Genomic DNA, 16,285 nt, shown 5'->3' with positions numbered 1-16,285 from the left:
TGTCAGCCGCCGAGGTAGGCCTCGATGACCTCCGGGTTGCGAACCACTTCTTCCGGCGTGGCATCGGCGAGCTTGGCGCCCTGGTGCAGCACGACCACGCGGTGGCTGAGGTTCATCAGCACGTCGGTGTTGTGCTCGATCACCACGAAGGTCACGCCGAGCTCCTTATTCGCGTGCTCGATGCACTGGATGACCTTCTCGATGAGCACGGGGTTGATGCCCGCCAACGGCTCGTCCAGCAGGATCAACTCGGGTTCGGGCATCAGCATCGACGCGAACTGCAGCAGTTTCTGCTGCCCGCCGGACATGTTGCCGGCCGGCAGGTGCGCCACGCGCGCCAGTCCCGTCACCTCGATCAGTTCCTTCGCGCGTTCGCGCAGGGCCTGGATGCGCTTCCTGGCCGACGGCCCGACCCAGAAGGTTGACAGCACGTTCGGAAAGCGCGACATCTGTCCGGCCAGCACCAGGTTCTCCTCGGAGTCCAGCGTCGGGAAGACCACCGTCTTCTGGAAGCTGCGCAGGAAGCGGCCCTCGCGGGCGATGCGGTTCATCGGCCAGCCGGTGATGTCGACGCCCTTGAGCAGCACGCGGCCCGCGTCGCTGCGCTGCAGGCCGGTGCAGCAGTCGAACAGGGTCGACTTGCCGGAGCCGTTGGGGCCGATGAGTCCCATCACCTCGCCACAGCGGACTTCGATGTCCACGCCCTGGAGCGCCGCAACGGCGCCGTAGTTCTTGCGCAGGCCTTCGATGCGCAGCATGGACTCAGCGGACATCGCGTGGCCCCTTTCCGATACCGGCAATGCGCTCCGCCGCACGCTGGAACAGCGGCGCCAGACCTTGCGGGAACAGGAACACCAGCCCCAGCAGCACGAAGCCGTAGATCACCATGCGCAGCTCGGGCGTGATGCGCAGCGCTTCGGACACCGCCACGAAGACGAAGCTGCCGATGATGGCGCCCGGCACCTTTCCCACGCCACCGCCCAGCACGATGATCAGGATGGTGTTGGAGTAGTAGGCCTGGAAGACCAGCGGGCTCACGACCGTCGAAAAATGCGCGTAGAGGCTGCCGCCGAGCCCCGCGAAGACGGCGCTCAGCATGAAGACCAGGAGCTTGTAGGTCCAGGTCGGCACGCCCAGCGATTCGGCCAGCGTCTCGTTGTCGCGAATGGCCACCATGCAGCGGCCCGCGGGCGAACGGATCAGCGCGACGAAGGCCGCCACCGCCAGCACCGCCAGCACGAGCACCAGGTAGAAGTACTCGGGCGCCTTGATCACGGTGTAGACCCAGTCGCCAAAGCCCAGCCGCGGCCGGGCCACGCCCGACAGTCCCATGTCGCCGCGCGTCAGGCCGATCCAGTTCTTCGACACCATCTGCGCGATGACCACCATGCCGAGCGTGCACATCACGAACGAGGTGTCGCGCAGCCGCAGCGCCGGAATGCCCAGCGGCAGCGCGACCAGCCCGGCCACCAGGCCCGCGACCAGGAAGTTCACCAGGAACGACGTGCCGAAGTGGATCGACATGAGGGCCGACGCGTATGCGCCGAGCCCGAAGAACACACCCTGCGCGAGCGACAGCATGCCCGTGTAGCCCAGGATGAGATTCAGCCCCAGCGCCGGCAGCAGGAAGATCATCGCGAGGACCATCGCGTGCAGGTAGTAGTCGCCGAGGAAGAGCGGCGCGCAAAGCAGCGCGACGACGCCGATGGCGCACGCACTCCAGTTGACCGTGGCGACCCGGGCGGCCGACATGCGCGGCGTGTCCAGCGTGGTGGTTGACAAGATTGCCTGTTTCATGAAGTTGTCGCTTTCAGAAGCGGGCCTTGCTGCTGAACAGGCCGTGCGGCCGGAACATGAGCATGAGCAGAAGCACGATGAAGCCGACGGAGTCGCGGTACTGCAGGCCGATGAAGCCGGCAACGAGGCTCTCGACGACGCCCAGCAGGCAGCCCGCGATGAGAGTGCCGCGCACGTTGCCCATGCCGCCCATGACGATCACGGCGAAGGTCTTCAGCGTGATCGACTCGCCCATGCCGCCGTAGATGCTCACGTTGATAGGCCCCGTCAGGATGCCGGAAAGCGCCGCGATGGCCACGCCGATCAGGAAGGTGCGGCGCACCACCTGCTCGACATCGATGCCGTTGACCTGGCAGCACTCGATGTTCTGCGACACCGCGCGGATCGAGCGGCCCAGGCGCGTGCTGCGCACCATCCATTCGAGCCCGGCGAACACCACGAGAGTGACGACAACCAGGATCACGCGCTGCTGCGACATGCCGAAGTCGCCGAGTTCGATCGGCTCCAGCCAGCCGCCCGAGAACACCTTGTAGCCGCCGCCGAAGGCCAGGATGACCACGTTCTGCAGGATGAGAGAAAGCCCCAGCGTGGCCAGCACGCCGGCCTGGAACGGTTGGCCGATGAGGCGTTGCATCACGCTGCGTCCGATCAGCACCGCGATCACGCTGACGATTGCCACGCCGCCGATGATGGCCAGGCTGTAGTCGGCCGCGAGCTTCGACATGACCCACCAGGCCGCGAAGGTGCCCAGCATGTAGTACTCGCCGTGGGCGAAGTTGATGGCCCGCAGCACGCCGAAGATCATCGTCATGCCGGCGGCCACCAGGGCGTAGACCGACCCGGTGATGATGCCGTTGACGATCTGTTCGAAAAGGAAGGAACTCACGGTGTTCTCGCAGGCCGCAGAAGGTGCTTCTTCTTCACTTCGCGCCGGCCGCGTAGTCGACCTTGGTCGCGATCATTCCCTTGATGGCCGGCTTGCCGTCGGTGATCTCGAGCAGCACCATGGGCATGATCGCCTGGTTGTGGTCGTCGAAGGTCACCACGCCCATGGGGCTGTCGTACTTGATCTTCGCCATCGCGTTGCGGATGTCCTCGGCCTTGAGGCTGTTGGCGTTCTTGATGGCGGCCACGACGAGGTTCAGGGTGTCGTAGTGCGTGTAGGCATGGTTGTTCGGCATCTCGCCGCCGTTGGCCTTCTTGTAGTCCTCGACGAACTTGAGGCTGCGCGGCGCCGGCACCTCGGGCAGCCACGCGGCGGCCTCGACCGCGCCGTTCATGACCTTCGGCGCGGCGGCAATGGTTTCCTTGGTGTTGAACTCGCCGTTGCCGACCAGCGCGACCTTGCCGGCCAGCCCGAGCTCGAGCATCTGGCGGGCGATGATCGGGGTGGTGTCGGCCTGACCGTAGAGGAAGATGGCCTGCGCGCCCGAGCGGCGGATCTTGCTCAGCACGGAGCGGAAGTCGGTCTCCGAATCCTTGTAATAGTCCTCGCTCAGGATCTCGGCGCCTTCGTACTTCGGCAGGTAGCGCTTGGTGAACTTGATGGCGCCGCGGCCGTAGTCGCTGTCGACCGAGAGCACAGCGAACTTCTTGAAGCCCTTGGTCTTCGACGCGTACTCCAGCACCGTCGCGGCGCGCACCTCGTCAGTCGGGTAGTTGCGGAAGGTCCACTTGAAGCCGCCCACGCCGGCCTTGTAGGTGATGTCGGGGTTCGACGAGGCCGCGTTCACGAGCAGCACCTTCGACTCCTCGGCCAGCGGCTGCATCGCCAGCGTGACCGAACTGCAGACGTCGCCGATGATCACCGGCGTTTTCTCGAGGCTGATCATGCGCTGCGTGGCGGCGACGCCTTCCGCCGGCACGCACTGGCTGTCCCCGCTCACGAGCTCGATCTGCTTGCCGAGCACGCCGCCGGCGGCGTTGATTTCCTTGGCAGCGAGCGCCGCGCCCTTGTTCGCGAAGGCGCCGTAACGGGCATTGGGGCCGCTCATGGGCGCGATGACACCGATCTTGAAGGTGTCGGTCTGCGCACTGGCGGGGGCCAATGTGCAGAAGCCGGCGATCGCGGCAATGGCCACCAGGGCCGCGCCGCGCAATCTCGAATTCGTGGGGTAGCTCATTGCTTTTCTCCGAGTCATGGAAGGGTTGAAGGAATGGTAGGAACGGGTGGTTCCGGTGGCCAATACGTTATGGACCTTCGCCTATAAGCATTCTTGATAGGCAAGGCCCGCAGACCGCAGATCAGGCAAGCTTCGCCACTGCAGAAGCGATGCGCCGGCACCCCTCCTCGATCTTCTCGATGCTGGTGGCCGTCGACATGCGGAAGTAGGGCGACACCCCGTACGCCGTGCCCGCCAGCACCATGACGCCACCTGCCTCGAGCAGGTAGATCACGACGTCGTTGTCGGTCTCCAGCGTCTTGCCCTCAGGGGTTCGCTTGCCGATCAGTCCACCGCAGTGGGGGTAGAGATAGAACGCGCCGCCCGGTGCACGGGCGCGAATGCCCGGGATGTCGTTGAGCAGCCGGGTCGCGGTGTCGCGGCGCTGCCTGTAGGTGGCAACCCAGTCGGGGAGAAAGGCCGCGTCGCTGTTCAGGGCCGCCACGGCCGCGGCCTGGCTCATCGACGACGCGCCGCTGGTCGACTGCGACTGCAGCATGTCCAGCGCCGCGATGATGTCCGCGGGGCCGGCCGCATAGCCGATGCGCCAGCCCGTCATCGCGTAGGTCTTCGACACGCCGTTCACCACCAGCGTGCGATCGCGCAGGCCGGGCTCGATGGCCAGCAAGTGGGGCGGCGCCGCATCGGTGAAGCGGATGTGCTCGTAGATGTCGTCGGTCAGCACCATGACCTGGGGGTGGCGCATCAGCACGTCGGCCAGCGCGCGCAGTTGCCCGGCGGTGTAGGTCGTGCCCGTGGGATTGGTGGGCGAGTTGAAGACCAGCCAGCGCGTGGCCGGCGTGATGGCCGCCTCGAGCGCCTCGGGCGTCAGCCGGAAATCGTCTTCTTCCTTGCAGGTGACGGTGACCGGAGTGCCATCGCAGGCCAGCACCATGTCGGGATACGACACCCAATACGGTGCCGGCACGATCACCTCGTGCCCCTCCTCCACCGTCACCGACAGCGCGTTGAACAGCGCATGCTTGGCGCCGACCGTGACGATGATCTCGCGCGGGCTGTAGCTCAGGCCGTTCTCGCGCTGGAGCTTGGCTGCGATGGCTTCGCGCAGGGCCAGCGTGCCGGCAACGGGTGTGTAGCGCGTCTCGCCGCGTTTGATGGCGTTGCAGCCTGCCTCACGGATGTGGGCGGGCGTGTCGAAGTCAGGCTCGCCGATGGCAAGGTTGATGATGTCCTTGCCCGCCCTGCGCAGTTCGGCGAACCGGTCCGCGGCGGCGCTGCTGGGGGAGGGCTTGATGCGTCGGATGCGCCTGGAAATGCGGGACGGGCTCACGTGACTTCCTCTTCGGTGGTGGTCTCGATGTCAGTGGCCCAACGGTAGGATCGTCTCGACCTCGGCGCAAAGACGGCCTTGCTCTAGGGGTGACGCATTTCCTTATGGGGACCACGCAACATAACGTTTCCCTATAGGTCCAGACCGATCCCGTCTTTGTGTTGTGGCCGCCTCTTGCGTAACTTCCGGTTCTGCTTGGCGTCCGCGTGCGCCGAATCACGATCGAGCAGGAGACACATTGACAAGCCCTCCCACGCAGGCCGCTCGCGCCACCGTTCCCGTAATTGCCGATGCGGTCGAAGGCGATGGCCGGGCACATCTTCCAGCCTCCCGGACGATGACCCACAAGCTGCTGGTAATGGGTGTTTCGGGGTGCGGCAAATCATCCACCGCGGCCGCGCTCGCCCGAGCCCTTGGCGCCTCGATGATCGAGGGCGACGACTATCACCTGCCTCGGTGCCAGGAGAAGATGCGCCGCGGCATCGCACTGGATGATGAGGACCGCGCGCCTTGGCTCGACCGGCTCGGCACGCTCGTGGCGGCATCCGAAAGCCACGTGGTCTTCACCTGCTCCGCTCTCAAGCGCCGCTACCGCGACCGGTTGCGGGCGGCGGAGCCCTCGCTGAAAATCGTCTACCTCGACATCGCGCCGGAGGAAGCACGCGCACGCGTGGCGGGGCGATCCGCACATTGGTTTCCTGCCAGCTTGGTGGACAGCCAGTTCGCGGCACTGGAGTCCCCCGTCGGCGAACCCGGCGTGCTGCGGATCGACGCGACCTGGGCGGTCGCGGAGCAGTGCGAGGCCGTCCTTTGCTGGCTCGAAGACCATTCACCACGGAGCCACCCCTCCTCCGTGGTGACATAGGCGATCACGACTTCTTCATCTGATCGCGCAGTTGCTTGATCTGGTCGTGGTTGCGCTTGGCACCATCGGCCTGCTGCTGAATCAGTGCGCGCACGTCGGCCGGCAGATCGGCCTTGAGCGCCTTGCGATAGCGCGCCACCGCAGTGTCTTCGCCGCGCTCGCACTCTTCGAGCATCGAGTGCGCGCTGTTGGCGCCCACCGCGCCCTTCACGTGCACCCAGCCGCGGTGCATGGCGCCGGTCACCGTGCCGCCTTCGTCGGGCGAACCGCCGAAACGACTGATGAGCTGGACCAGTTCTCCCGCCGCCTTGGCGCAATCGGCCGAGCGGCTCTGGAAGACCTGCTTGAGCTGCGGCGAGTCGACCTCCTCGGCGCAAACACGGAAGCCGTATTCGCCGTCGCGCGAGGTTTCGAGTAGATCGTTCAGCACCTTGACCACGTCTTCGGTGGTGGCGGTGTCGGCAGTGTTCGTGAAATTGGCCATGTCATGACTCCTTCATCATGTGCCTCGTTGACATCGAGGCAGGTTGAAAAATCGCCCGCATTAGGCGGTGCCGGCAGGCAAGCCGCCAAGTGCTGGCTCCAAATGAAATAGTGGTCGAGCGACGAGGGGCTGGTGTCGGTTTCGCCTGACGTCCGCTGTAAGCGTTCTTCGGCCACAGCCAGCGCCTAGCGCATTTCTGCACTGCGAGCGAATCGCTCGCAAGCATGCAACCGGCGCGGGAATGCTGTCCCTGCCTACAGCGCCGCGGTGGCATGAGGGAGAAAAGGGTTTGCAGTCTTCTTTTCTTTTCGAGGATTCCCATGACTTCCACCACGCAGATTGACGGCCGCATCGTGGGCAATGTCGAGTTCCGTGCGGGCGACGGTCCGAAACTGAAGATCCCCGAGGGGAACTGCCAGATCCTCATGGCCGACGACAGCGTCGTGGTCACCTGGCAGGAAGGCGGCCAGTCGCTGACCGCGGCCATTCCCAAGATCGAATTCGATCGCTATATCCAAGAGGGCGCCGTTGTGTTGGGCCGGGGCTGACAGCGCAGTCCGCTCACTCCTCGCGCATGCTGCTGGCCCGCGCGTCGAGCGCCTGCGTGTAGGACGCGGCTTCCTCGGGCGACATGGAGCCTTCCAGCTCGGCCAGTTCGAGCCGCTCGAAGTCGTAGGAAATCCATTCGAACAAGTGGGACTTCGGCATGGTGCCGAGGCTGTCGCTGTCGCTCCACGATTGCAGGCGCGTGGGTGCGCTTTCCAGCAACATGCGCAGATAGAGCGCTCGCCTGACCTTGACTCTCGCAATCTGGCGCGGGTCGTCGATCAGGAGCCGCAACTCCGAGAGCACCCGCTCCCAGTGCAGCACCCGGCGGTGCGCTTCGTCCATCAGGATGTCATAGGGCGAAAGCAGATCAGGCCCCTGCTGCCTTGCGCGAAGGAATTCCCGCGCGATGCGGGCATAGGCAAGCTGCTGGAGACTCTGAAGCGCGCAATCAAGAGGGCCGTGCATGGTGCGACACACCGGACTCGCCTCCATCGGGCTTGTCCATGGCCTCCTTCGGTGAAAAAGAATGGATGGGCTCGACCGCCAGATTGGACGTTCGAAGCACTGACTTGCGTAGGAAAGGGGCGCATCCGGGCAGCAGTCATTCGCGGAGATTTCACACCCGCGCAACGTGGCATGCAGATATAGCGGCAGCCGGAACCCAGCCCGGCGACGAAGCAAGAGAACAACAAGCCGCCGCGCAGTTGCGCGCGGCCTAGGCCTGCTGCGCTTCGGTCAAGGCCTGCGCGGCCACCACCGCCTCGGTGCGATTGCGCACGTTGAGCGCGCGGAAGATCGCCGCGAGATGGATCTTCACGGTGCCTTCGCTGATGCCGAGGCTGCGGCCGATGAGCTTGTTGGGCTTGCCCTGCGAGAGCAGCTGCAGCACCTCGACCTGGCGCTCGGTGAGCACGCTGCGCAGGTGCTCCAGCGTTGCCGACGACGCGCCCGCCGAGCGAGCGTCGCCGTTCTTCGAGGGCGCCACGCCGGCCACGATGCCCGGCGGCAGCGCCGTCAGCATCATGGGCGGCACGTAGACGCCGCCGGCCAGCACCAGCCGCACGGCCGACAGCATGACCTCGGGCGAATACGCCTTGGGAATGAAACCGAGCACACCGCGTTCGAGCGCACTGCGCATGATGGCCGGGTCTTCGTAGCCGGAAAGCACGATGACCGGCACGGCCGGATGGCGGCGGCGGATTTCGTCGATGTGGGCCTGGCCGTCGGCGCCGGGCATGTTGAGGTCGATCAGGGCCAAGTCGAGCTCGTCGTTTGCACCGGCAAGCAGTTCGTCGACGCTCATCGCCAGGACGAACTCGATGCCGGGCTCGAGCTCCGACAACTTGGCTTTGACCGCCTCGATGACGAGCCGGTGGTCGTCGGCGATCAGAATTTTCATGGCATGTCCCAGTCCCAGCGTGCATTGAACTCAGCGGAAGCAGAAGATACCGGCGATTGCCCCGCGCAGCAAGGCCGGATTGCCCGACGAACGGCATAGACCCCAAGCGATATGGCGCCCGCCGCGCCGCGTTTGGAAGAATGAACGCCTATTCGAAGGAACCGGGGACATGGGCATGTGCCATCGCTGCAGACGCCGGTGCAAGGCATCCCTCGCCATGCAAGCGCAGTGAACGGGCGCGGTTCATGGCCCGGCTGCTCGACTGTTTTTCGGCATTCGTTTCATTCGGCCTGGCTCTCGACGCATCGATTGCCGCCGGCCGCACCACGCTCTCGCATGATGCCGCGCAGCAACAGGCACGCCGATTGCTGGACGCGGCGCGCGCCTGTGCCATGGCATCCCGCACGCCCGCCGCGCAGGTCGAATCCGCGGCCTTTGCCATGGTGGCCTGGATCGACGAGATCCTGGCCCGCCATTCCGGTGCGGCAAGCAGCGCCGCGCCGCTGCAGGTGCAACTCTTCAATTCGAACAATGCGCACAGCGAGTTCTTCCATCACCTGTCGGCACTGACCGCAGAGGACGACGAGGTACGCGAGGTCTACTGGCATGCGCTCGTGTATGGCTTCAAGGGCCAGTATTACTTCGAGAACGGCGACCGGGGCGAGCTTGGCAAGCTGAAGGACCTGCACGCCCGCCAGCTGCGGCTGCGGCCGCTGGCGCTCGGCAGCCTGGTGCAGGACCGCATCACGCCGCAACCCTACCGCGTGGCGGACCCGCCCGGACCGCACGACACGCAGCGCCGCGACCGCGCATTGCTGCGCGCCACCGGTGCACTCGCGCTGCTGTTGCCGCTGCTCTATCTGCTGTGGTGGCTGTGGCCGGCCGGGCCGACGGCGGCAGAGCCGAGCCTGGGCCAGCGCATCGAGCAGCACTTGCAGACCTACGCCTGCGCCGACCTCGCGGCCACGCCGGGCAAGGACGGCAACCTGCGCATCAGCGGTTTCGTCTCGCTGCCCGCGGACCTGAAAAGAGTCGAGCACGAGGTGGCTGCGATGCCGGGAGTCAAGTCGCCCGCGTTCGACGTCGAGCTGCGCCTTTGGCCGCACTGCGAGGTGTTCGCCATCCTGAAGCCCTACCAGCTGCGAAACCGCGACAAGGCCTACGGACTGGATGTGGAAGCCCTCACGGCCAGGAACGGCCAGCTTCGCGAAGGCGACAGCGTGCGCGTGCAGGTGGCGGCACCGAACCACGACAGCTACCTGTGGGTCGACTACTACACGGTCGACGGTTCGGTCATGCACCTGAACGCCGGCCAGGTGGCCACGCGGCTGCGCGCCGGCGAAAAACTCGAGCTGGGCCGCGAGGTGCCCTCCAGCTGGCTCGTGGGCCCGCCCTTCGGCAGCGTGCTGATCACCGTGCTCTCGTCTCCCACGCCGTTCAACGAAACCGCCGACCGGCCGCCTTTCGAACTGGCCTCGGCCTATCTGCTGCGCCTGCGCGAAGCGCTCGCTGCCAACAAGGGCGGAGACCGGCTGATCGCGGATTTCGTGTCGCTCGACACCGCCGCCCGCTGAGAAGAAAAGCCCTCACGCCATCGCCATGACCGCCGCGCCGTCGCCCGCCCATCTCTTCTGGCTGCTGCTGTTGCTGTGCCTGATCGGCTTCATGCTGCTGTACGGAACCGTGCGCGATGCGGGCCGCGGTGCGCGCCGGCGTGCGCTGCGGCGGCGCATCGATGCTCAGGGCCCAACGGCCGCCAAAACCGACGAGGCCGCCATCGAAGCCGTGCGCGACGCCATGTCGCAGGCACGCCAGGCCCTGCGCCAGCCGATGCGGCAACGCAGCGCCCCGGCGCCGTGGTTTCTCTTCCTGGGCGACGCGGCGGCCAATCTGCCGGGCCTGCTGGCGGCGGCGCATGCCGAGCGGCTTGTGCCTTCGGGCAGCGAACCCTTCGGCGAACCGTACTGGCGCTGGTGGCTCACCGGTTCGATGACGGCCATCGAACTCCATCCGGCGGCTGTCAGCGAGGCGGCGGCGGCGCCGCACACGCGCGGCCTCTGGCTGCAGGCGCTGCTCGCACTGGCCGAGCGGCGCGACCGGCTGCCGCTGAACGGGCTGGTGGTGTGCGTCGCCGCGAGCGAGCTGCGGCGCGCGGACCCCGGAGCGATGAAGCCACTCGCGGCCCGGATGCATCGCCTGCTCGAAGAGGCCGGCGACACCCTGCGCCTGCAGTTGCCCGTCTACCTCGTCGTGACCGGCCTCGAACAACTGGCGGGCTATGCCACGCTGCGCGGCATGCTGCCTCCGGAGGTGCTGGCGCAAGCCATCGGCCATCGGCTGGCCGAGCCGCATGGCGGCAACGACACGGCGGCCGCGCGGCTCGATGCCCTGTTCGATCCCATGGCGCTGCAATTGCACGCGCTGCGCATGGCATTGCTGCGCGAACAGCCGGGCGCTTCGGGCCGGCTTGCGATCCATGAATTCGTCGAGGCGATGCGGGCGCTGCAACCCGCGCTGCGCAAGGTGGCGGATGCCTTGTTCGAAAGCCATGGCCGGGGTTCGCGCGGGCTTCGGTGGCGCGGCCTCTACTTCACGGCCGCCGCATCAGGGGCCGCCGGCGGCGCGTTCGTGAACGATGTGTTCGCGCACTTCCTGCCGGCCGACCAGCCGCTCGTACGACCCGGCCGCCCTTCGAATGGAAGCGCGGCGCCGCCATGAAGCGCCTGACGAACCTACTTGCTTTCGACGCGGATCTGCCGGGCGCCGAAGGTCACCGTGAGCGTCTGCGGCTTGCCTGCTTCCACGGCGCGCACTTCGCGCCAGCGCGCACGGTCCAGGTCGCGGAATGCGGCCATCACGCCGATGGCCTTGGCATCGGCGGGCAGGGTGAGATCGAGCTTCTTGCTTTCGCCGGGGCGCAGCAGCATCTCTTCGCGCTGAACCAGCTCGGCGCCGAGCGTGGCCTGGTCTTTCTCGAACAGCGAGAAGAAGTCGGCGCCTTCGAACGGACCCGGCGACTTGAGCGCATAGACACGTACCGTCAGCGGCGAAGCGCGGCCGCGCGCATCGGGGTTGGCATCGGCTCCCGCAACCAGCGTGATCGACACCGGCGTGACCACGGGCTTGCTTGCGCAGCCGGCCATCAGGACGCCAGCCAACGCCAGGCCGCAACCCAGCGCCAGGCGCCGCGAAACCGCGGCAGGAGTGCGTCCATAGGACGAATGGTGTGTACCCAGCGTGCGCATGCTATTCCCTTCGTTGCATTGACCGGTTCCGACGCATCTTTGATTATCACCAGCCAACTCGAACAGGCAACATGCTGACCAACGAACTTGTCGAAGCCCTGCTCACGCCCATCGGCGAGGCATCGCCGTGCGGCGACGACCTGGAGTACGACGCAGCCTTTACCGCGCTGGCGGCGTCCTCGCAGGGCAAGCCCGAGCAACAGTTCGGCGACACCGTCATACCGGCGGTGGAGCCGGAGTGGCGCGATGTGGCCGAACAGTCCGACGCGATCCTGCGCCGGAGCAAGGACGTGCGCGCCGCGGTGCTGCTCTTGCGCGCTTCCACGCGGCTGCAGGGCGTGGCCGGCTTCATCGCGGGCCTTCAATTGCTGATCGGCCTGTTCGACCGCTTCTGGGACGGCATACATCCAACGCTCGATGCCGACGACGACAACGACCCCACGATGCGCCTCAACGCGCTGGCACCGCTGTGGGACGAGAACATGGTGCTGCGCGACCTGTACGACGCGCAGGTGGGCGTGGCGCCCGGTGTCGGCCCGATCCGCGTGCGCGACATCGCCATTGCAAGCAACGCGCTGAACGCCGTCGGCGGCGATCCGACCTATTCGATGTCGCAGATCCAGGGCGGCCTTGAAGCGATCCAGGCAGAGCGCCCCGAGCTTTTGCAGGCCGCCGTGAGCGTACCCGGCCTGGTGGAACGCCTGCAGGCGCTGCTGGTCGAGCGCACCGGCCGCGCCGACGCGGTCGACCTCGCCCCCCTGCGCAGCATCGGCCGCGTGCTGCAGCGGGCCTGCAGCCTTGCGAGCGGCGCCCCCGAAGAGGTGGACGCCGCCGGCGATGCCGGCAACGATGAAACGCAGGGCGCGGCTTCTTCTCCGCGCTCGGCCGCCGCGCGCGGCGAGATCCAGAACCGGCAGGACGCCGTGCAGATGCTCGACCGCGTGATCCGCTATCTCGAACAGGCCGAGCCCGGCAATCCGGCGCCGCTCCTGATCGAGCGCGCGAAGAAGCTCATCGGTGTGAGCTTCCTCGAGATCATGGCCAACCTCGCGCCCAACGCGATGGACACCATCGAGAACGTGACGGGCAAGCGCCCATCCGAATAAACCCACTTCATTCTTCGTTCCCTCGTTTTACCGGCCCGTCCCATTCACACCCGCAAGGAGCACTTCCATGGCCAAGAGCAGTCAGAAATTCATCGCCAGAAACCGGGCGCCCCGGGTACAGATCGAGTACGACGTCGAACTCTACGGCGCCGAGAAAAAGATCCAGCTGCCCTTCGTGATGGGGGTGCTTGCCGACCTGTCCGGCAAGCCGGTCGATCCGCTGGCGCCGGTGGCCGATCGCAAGTTTCTCGAGATCGACACCGACAACTTCGACTCGCGCATGAAGGCCATGAAGCCGCGCGCGGCGTTCTCGGTGCCCAACACCCTCACCGGCGATGGCGACCTGAAGGTCGACATCACCTTCGAGAACATGGAGGACTTCTCGCCCGCCGCGGTGGCGAAGAAGGTCGATGCGCTCAGCAAGCTGCTCGAGGCGCGTACCCAGCTGTCGAACCTGGTGACCTACATGGACGGCAAGGGCGGCGCTGAAGACCTGCTGGCCAAGGTGCTGGAAGACCCGGCACTGCTGGCCACCCTGGCCGCGAGCAAGAAACCCGAAGACGGCACCGCGCCCGCCGCCTGACCAATACCACCGGACCACCAGGAGAAAGCATCATGGCAGAAGCACTCGAGCAGCAGAGCGCACTCAAGGACGTCGCATACGCAGGGAGCGACTTTTCCTCGCTCCTGCAAAAGGAGTTCAAACCCCGCAGCGATGAGGCCAAGAGCGCCGTCGAGGCGGCCGTGCTCACGCTGGCGCAGCAGGCGCTGAGCAACAGCACGGTCATCGGCAAGGATGTGACCAAATCGATCCAGGCCATGATCGCGGCCATCGACAAGAAGCTCACCGACCAGGTCAATGCGATTCTTCACAACGAAGATTTCCAGAAGCTCGAAAGTGCCTGGCGCGGCCTGCACTACATGGTGAACAACACCGAGTCGGACGAGCACCTGAAGATCCGTGTGATGGACATCTCCAAGAAAGACCTGAGCAAGACGCTCAAGAAGTTCAAGGGAGCCGCCTGGGACCAGAGCCCACTGTTCAAGAAGGTCTACGAGCAGGAGTACGGCCAGTTCGGCGGCGAGCCTTTCGGCGCGCTGGTGGGCGACTACCACTTCGACCAGAGCCCGCCCGACGTCGAGCTGCTGGGCGAGATGGCCAAGATCGCGGCCTCCGCGCATGCGCCCTTCATCACCGGCGCGAGCTCCAACCTGATGCAGATGGAGTCGTGGCAGGAGCTCGCCAATCCGCGCGACCTGACCAAGATCTTCTCGACGCCCGAGTACGCCGGCTGGCGGTCGCTGCGTGAGTCGGACGATGCCAAGTACCTGGGCCTGTGCATGCCGCGCTTCCTGGCGCGCACGCCCTACGGCGCGAACACCAACCCGGTCGAAGAGTTCGATTTCGAGGAAGACACGGCCGGCGCCGACCACAGCAAATACGCGTGGGCCAATGCAGCCTACGCCATGGCCACCAACATCAACCGCTCGTACAAGCTCTACGGCTGGGGCTCGCGCATCCGCGGCATCGAGTCGGGCGGCGCGGTGGAGAACCTGCCGCTGCACACCTTCCCGAGCGACGACGGCGGCGTGGACCAGAAGTGCCCGACCGAGATCGCCATCAGCGACCGGCGCGAGGCCGAGCTCTCGAAGGCCGGCCTGCTCTCGCTCATCCACCGCAAGAACTCCGACTTCGCGGCCTTCATCGGCGCGCAGTCGCTGCACAAGCCGGCGGAGTACGACGACCCGGACGCCACGGCCAACGCCAACCTCGCGGCGCGCCTCCCCTACCTGTTTGCCTGCAACCGCTTTGCGCACTACCTGAAGTGCATCGTGCGCGACAAGGTCGGCAGCTTCAAGGAGCGCGACGACATGCAGCGCTGGCTCAACAAATGGATCATGAACTACGTCGACGGGGACCCGGTCAACTCGTCCGAGGAAACCAAGGCCCGCAAGCCGCTGGCCGCGGCCGAGGTGGTGGTGGAAGAGGTCGAGGGCAACCCCGGCTACTACACCTCGAAGTTCTTCCTGCGCCCGCACTACCAGCTCGAAGGCCTCACCGTCTCCCTGCGCCTGGTGTCCAAGCTGCCTTCCGCCAAGGGCGGCAAATAGCCGGCGGCATATGCCTTCGGTGGGCCTTTGAAAACCCGGCCCATCGCTCGTTCTCTCCATAGCTCCCGGGCAACAACGCACTCGCACCGCCCGGAAGCCCTGTCTTTTTCTGACTCACACAACTGAAAGGTAAGCATCATGGCTGCAGACATGTTTTTGAAGCTCGAAGGCGTCGACGGTGAATCCAAGGACGATTCGCACAAGAAAGAAATCGACGTTCTCGCCTGGAGCTGGGGCGCCAGCCAGTCCGGCACCGGCCACGTGGGCGGCGGTTCGGGCGCCGGCAAGGTGAGCGTGCAGGACCTCTCGGTCACCAAGTACGTCGACTCTGCATCGCACCTGCTCTTGCTCGACTGCTGCAACGGCCAGCACATCAAGAAGGGCACGCTGGTGGTCCGCAAGGCCGGCGCCACGCCGCTCGAATACATCAAGCTCACGATGGAAGACATCATCGTCAGCAACGTCCACACCGGCGGCAGCGGCGGCGAAGACCGCCTGACCGAAACCGTCACGCTGAACTTCTCGAAGTTCAAGTACGAGTACACGCCCCAGAAGTCCGACGGTTCCGGCGACGGCACCAAGGAAACCGGCTGGGACATCGCAGCCAACAAGAAGGTCTGAACGCGCGTCTCCGGCTGCCGCTCGCGGCCGGAGGCCGCTTCGACCTTCGATCCGGAGACACGCGATGGCAACACTCAACGCCAAGGCCCTGCAGTGGGCCAGCGGCCAGGTCGGAAAGCAGATCGGCGCGGGCGAATGCTGGGATCTGGCCAACAAGGCCTTGCTCCAGGCCGGTGCCGGCACCTCGTCGGACTTCGGCCCCATGGGCGATGACGACGACTACATCTGGGGTGACGAAGTGGCGCTGAAGGATGCGCTGCCCGGCGACATCCTGCAGTACCGCGACTACGAGATGACGACGACCACCACGACCGACGTCACCTTTTCCGACGACTCGGGCTGGTTGGACGAACCCTCCGTGACCGTCGGCCACCCGCACCACACCTCGATCCTCTCCAAGAACCCGGGCACTGGCGCCATCACGGTGCTGGAGCAGAACTACAAGGGCAACAAGGAGGCGGTGCGGTCGAGCACGATTCGCTGGAAGGGCAGCTCAACCTCGACCACCACCCGCAAGCAGATGAAGCGCCAAGACAACGGCAAGCTGGAAATGGCGCTCGTGGTGGTGACGGTGGACGTGACCGTGACAGGCACGCTGAAGGCCTACCGGCCCAAGAAGCCCTGAGTCCCTGAGACCAGCTGCCGACGGACAGG

Annotated in this window: 18 protein-coding genes; 9 read left to right on the top strand and 9 right to left on the bottom strand. The window is 65.9% G+C overall.

Annotation, left to right across the window (positions count from 1 at the left end):
* Positions 1 to 2: 2 nt before the first annotated feature.
* The 5 genes from BLR24_RS22380 to BLR24_RS22360 all read right to left on the bottom strand — a co-directional run bounded on the left by BLR24_RS22380 (position 3) and on the right by BLR24_RS22360 (position 5,250).
* The gene (locus BLR24_RS22380; RefSeq protein ID WP_093020945.1) at positions 3 to 773 is read right to left on the bottom strand and encodes an ABC transporter ATP-binding protein; all 771 of its coding nucleotides are present in this window, start codon (positions 771 to 773) and stop codon (positions 3 to 5) included.
* The gene (locus tag BLR24_RS22375; protein ID WP_093020943.1) at positions 763 to 1,797 is read right to left on the bottom strand and encodes a branched-chain amino acid ABC transporter permease; all 1,035 of its coding nucleotides are present in this window, start codon (positions 1,795 to 1,797) and stop codon (positions 763 to 765) included. The genes BLR24_RS22380 and BLR24_RS22375 overlap by 11 nt, the downstream gene beginning before the upstream one ends.
* Positions 1,798 to 1,810: 13 nt before the next feature.
* Positions 1,811 to 2,683 carry a branched-chain amino acid ABC transporter permease gene (locus tag BLR24_RS22370; protein WP_093020941.1) on the bottom strand — a complete coding sequence of 291 codons (873 nt, stop codon included), beginning with the start codon at positions 2,681 to 2,683 and terminating at the stop codon, positions 1,811 to 1,813.
* 34 nt (positions 2,684 to 2,717) lie between these two features.
* Positions 2,718 to 3,920: an ABC transporter substrate-binding protein gene (locus tag BLR24_RS22365; protein ID WP_093020939.1), complete on the bottom strand. Its 1,203-nt coding sequence runs from the start codon at positions 3,918 to 3,920 to the stop codon at positions 2,718 to 2,720.
* A 121-nt stretch (positions 3,921 to 4,041) separates the two neighbouring features.
* Positions 4,042 to 5,250, bottom strand: a complete 1,209-nt coding sequence (locus BLR24_RS22360; RefSeq protein ID WP_093020937.1) for an aspartate transaminase — start codon at positions 5,248 to 5,250, stop codon at positions 4,042 to 4,044.
* Positions 5,251 to 5,587: 337 nt separating this feature from the next.
* Between BLR24_RS22360 and BLR24_RS22355 the strand changes: the two genes are divergently transcribed.
* The gene (locus tag BLR24_RS22355; protein WP_254787513.1) at positions 5,588 to 6,115 is read left to right on the top strand and encodes a gluconokinase; all 528 of its coding nucleotides are present in this window, start codon (positions 5,588 to 5,590) and stop codon (positions 6,113 to 6,115) included.
* Between the two features lie 4 nt (positions 6,116 to 6,119).
* Here the strand turns inward: BLR24_RS22355 and BLR24_RS22350 are convergent, their stop codons facing one another.
* Positions 6,120 to 6,599: a ferritin-like domain-containing protein gene (locus BLR24_RS22350; protein WP_093020935.1), complete on the bottom strand. Its 480-nt coding sequence runs from the start codon at positions 6,597 to 6,599 to the stop codon at positions 6,120 to 6,122.
* 320 nt (positions 6,600 to 6,919) lie between these two features.
* Between BLR24_RS22350 and BLR24_RS22345 the strand changes: the two genes are divergently transcribed.
* Complete coding sequence (locus BLR24_RS22345) at positions 6,920 to 7,147, top strand: hypothetical protein (RefSeq protein ID WP_093020933.1); 228 nt, start codon at positions 6,920 to 6,922, stop codon at positions 7,145 to 7,147.
* Positions 7,148 to 7,160: 13 nt separating this feature from the next.
* On the opposite strand, the gene BLR24_RS22340 is transcribed toward BLR24_RS22345, so the two are convergent.
* Both BLR24_RS22340 and BLR24_RS22335 read right to left on the bottom strand, forming a co-directional pair.
* The gene (locus BLR24_RS22340; protein WP_254787511.1) at positions 7,161 to 7,490 is read right to left on the bottom strand and encodes a hypothetical protein; all 330 of its coding nucleotides are present in this window, start codon (positions 7,488 to 7,490) and stop codon (positions 7,161 to 7,163) included.
* 373 nt (positions 7,491 to 7,863) lie between these two features.
* Positions 7,864 to 8,547: a response regulator gene (locus tag BLR24_RS22335; protein WP_093020931.1), complete on the bottom strand. Its 684-nt coding sequence runs from the start codon at positions 8,545 to 8,547 to the stop codon at positions 7,864 to 7,866.
* 245 nt (positions 8,548 to 8,792) lie between these two features.
* Here BLR24_RS22335 and BLR24_RS22330 point away from each other — a divergent pair, with 245 nt between their 5' ends.
* Positions 8,793 to 10,121: a DotU family type IV/VI secretion system protein gene (locus tag BLR24_RS22330; protein WP_093020928.1), complete on the top strand. Its 1,329-nt coding sequence runs from the start codon at positions 8,793 to 8,795 to the stop codon at positions 10,119 to 10,121.
* Positions 10,122 to 10,146: 25 nt separating this feature from the next.
* Complete coding sequence (locus BLR24_RS22325) at positions 10,147 to 11,265, top strand: type VI secretion system protein (RefSeq protein ID WP_093020926.1); 1,119 nt, start codon at positions 10,147 to 10,149, stop codon at positions 11,263 to 11,265.
* Positions 11,266 to 11,279: 14 nt separating this feature from the next.
* Here the strand turns inward: BLR24_RS22325 and tssJ are convergent, their stop codons facing one another.
* Positions 11,280 to 11,792 carry a type VI secretion system lipoprotein TssJ gene (tssJ, locus tag BLR24_RS22320; protein WP_093020924.1) on the bottom strand — a complete coding sequence of 171 codons (513 nt, stop codon included), beginning with the start codon at positions 11,790 to 11,792 and terminating at the stop codon, positions 11,280 to 11,282.
* A 71-nt stretch (positions 11,793 to 11,863) separates the two neighbouring features.
* On the opposite strand from tssJ, the gene tssA reads away from it, so the two are divergent.
* The 5 genes from tssA (at position 11,864) to BLR24_RS22295 (ending at position 16,256) form a co-directional block, all read left to right on the top strand.
* Complete coding sequence (gene tssA, locus BLR24_RS22315) at positions 11,864 to 12,898, top strand: type VI secretion system protein TssA (RefSeq protein WP_093020922.1); 1,035 nt, start codon at positions 11,864 to 11,866, stop codon at positions 12,896 to 12,898.
* A gap of 67 nt (positions 12,899 to 12,965) precedes the next feature.
* On the top strand, positions 12,966 to 13,481 hold the full coding sequence (gene tssB, locus BLR24_RS22310; RefSeq protein ID WP_093020920.1) for a type VI secretion system contractile sheath small subunit: 516 nt from the start codon (positions 12,966 to 12,968) through the stop codon (positions 13,479 to 13,481).
* A gap of 32 nt (positions 13,482 to 13,513) precedes the next feature.
* Positions 13,514 to 15,010, top strand: coding sequence for a type VI secretion system contractile sheath large subunit (tssC, locus tag BLR24_RS22305; protein ID WP_093020918.1), 1,497 nt, complete (start codon positions 13,514 to 13,516; stop codon positions 15,008 to 15,010).
* 138 nt (positions 15,011 to 15,148) lie between these two features.
* Complete coding sequence (locus tag BLR24_RS22300; protein ID WP_093020916.1) at positions 15,149 to 15,631, top strand: Hcp family type VI secretion system effector; 483 nt, start codon at positions 15,149 to 15,151, stop codon at positions 15,629 to 15,631.
* A gap of 64 nt (positions 15,632 to 15,695) precedes the next feature.
* Positions 15,696 to 16,256: a hypothetical protein gene (locus BLR24_RS22295; protein ID WP_093020914.1), complete on the top strand. Its 561-nt coding sequence runs from the start codon at positions 15,696 to 15,698 to the stop codon at positions 16,254 to 16,256.
* The last annotated feature ends 29 nt before the right edge of the window (positions 16,257 to 16,285 follow it).

This window comes from Variovorax sp. OV700 (assembly GCF_900099805.1).
GTDB lineage: Bacteria > Pseudomonadota > Gammaproteobacteria > Burkholderiales > Burkholderiaceae_C > Variovorax.
The sequence above is the reverse complement of the archived record's forward strand: the minus strand, read 5'-3'. Positions and strand labels throughout refer to the sequence as shown.

Coding starts and splice junctions, on each gene's coding strand:
- BLR24_RS22340 (WP_254787511.1), bottom strand. CDS start 7,490: ATGGACGAAGCGCACCGCCGGGTGCTGCACTGGGAGCGGGTGCTCTCG.
- tssA (WP_093020922.1), top strand. CDS start 11,864: ATGCTGACCAACGAACTTGTCGAAGCCCTGCTCACGCCCATCGGCGAG.
- BLR24_RS22365 (WP_093020939.1), bottom strand. CDS start 3,920: ATGAGCTACCCCACGAATTCGAGATTGCGCGGCGCGGCCCTGGTGGCC.
- BLR24_RS22355 (WP_254787513.1), top strand. CDS start 5,588: ATGACCCACAAGCTGCTGGTAATGGGTGTTTCGGGGTGCGGCAAATCA.
- tssC (WP_093020918.1), top strand. CDS start 13,514: ATGGCAGAAGCACTCGAGCAGCAGAGCGCACTCAAGGACGTCGCATAC.
- BLR24_RS22295 (WP_093020914.1), top strand. CDS start 15,696: ATGGCAACACTCAACGCCAAGGCCCTGCAGTGGGCCAGCGGCCAGGTC.
- BLR24_RS22330 (WP_093020928.1), top strand. CDS start 8,793: ATGGCCCGGCTGCTCGACTGTTTTTCGGCATTCGTTTCATTCGGCCTG.
- BLR24_RS22375 (WP_093020943.1), bottom strand. CDS start 1,797: ATGAAACAGGCAATCTTGTCAACCACCACGCTGGACACGCCGCGCATG.
- BLR24_RS22350 (WP_093020935.1), bottom strand. CDS start 6,599: ATGGCCAATTTCACGAACACTGCCGACACCGCCACCACCGAAGACGTG.
- BLR24_RS22335 (WP_093020931.1), bottom strand. CDS start 8,547: ATGAAAATTCTGATCGCCGACGACCACCGGCTCGTCATCGAGGCGGTC.
- BLR24_RS22325 (WP_093020926.1), top strand. CDS start 10,147: ATGACCGCCGCGCCGTCGCCCGCCCATCTCTTCTGGCTGCTGCTGTTG.
- tssJ (WP_093020924.1), bottom strand. CDS start 11,792: ATGCGCACGCTGGGTACACACCATTCGTCCTATGGACGCACTCCTGCC.
- BLR24_RS22345 (WP_093020933.1), top strand. CDS start 6,920: ATGACTTCCACCACGCAGATTGACGGCCGCATCGTGGGCAATGTCGAG.
- tssB (WP_093020920.1), top strand. CDS start 12,966: ATGGCCAAGAGCAGTCAGAAATTCATCGCCAGAAACCGGGCGCCCCGG.
- BLR24_RS22380 (WP_093020945.1), bottom strand. CDS start 773: ATGTCCGCTGAGTCCATGCTGCGCATCGAAGGCCTGCGCAAGAACTAC.
- BLR24_RS22300 (WP_093020916.1), top strand. CDS start 15,149: ATGGCTGCAGACATGTTTTTGAAGCTCGAAGGCGTCGACGGTGAATCC.